Here is a 259-nt window from a genome sequence, read left to right as displayed (position 1 = left end):
CAACCAGGAGGTTGGCTTAGAAGCAGCCATCCTTGAAAGAGTGCGTAATAGCTCACTGGTCAAGTGATTCCGCGCCGACAATGTAGCGGGGCTCAAGTACACCGCCGAAGTCGTGTCACTCCAACATGAAGGCCTAACGGTTGTTGGGGTGGGTAGGGGAGCGTCGTGTGCCGGGTGAAGCAGCCGTGTAAGCGAGTTGTGGACGGTTCACGAGTGAGAATGCAGGCATGAGTAGCGATACAAGAGTGGGAAACTCTTG

1 rRNA gene is annotated in these 259 nt (G+C 55.2%); it reads left to right on the top strand.

The features are described 5' to 3' along the window. A 23S ribosomal RNA gene (locus tag GL263_RS27945) occupies positions 1-259 on the top strand; the annotation flags it as partial.

The organism is Streptomyces durbertensis, from assembly GCF_014156695.1.
Taxonomy (GTDB): domain Bacteria; phylum Actinomycetota; class Actinomycetes; order Streptomycetales; family Streptomycetaceae; genus Streptomyces; species Streptomyces durbertensis.
This window is presented reverse-complemented; position numbering and strand designations above follow the sequence as displayed.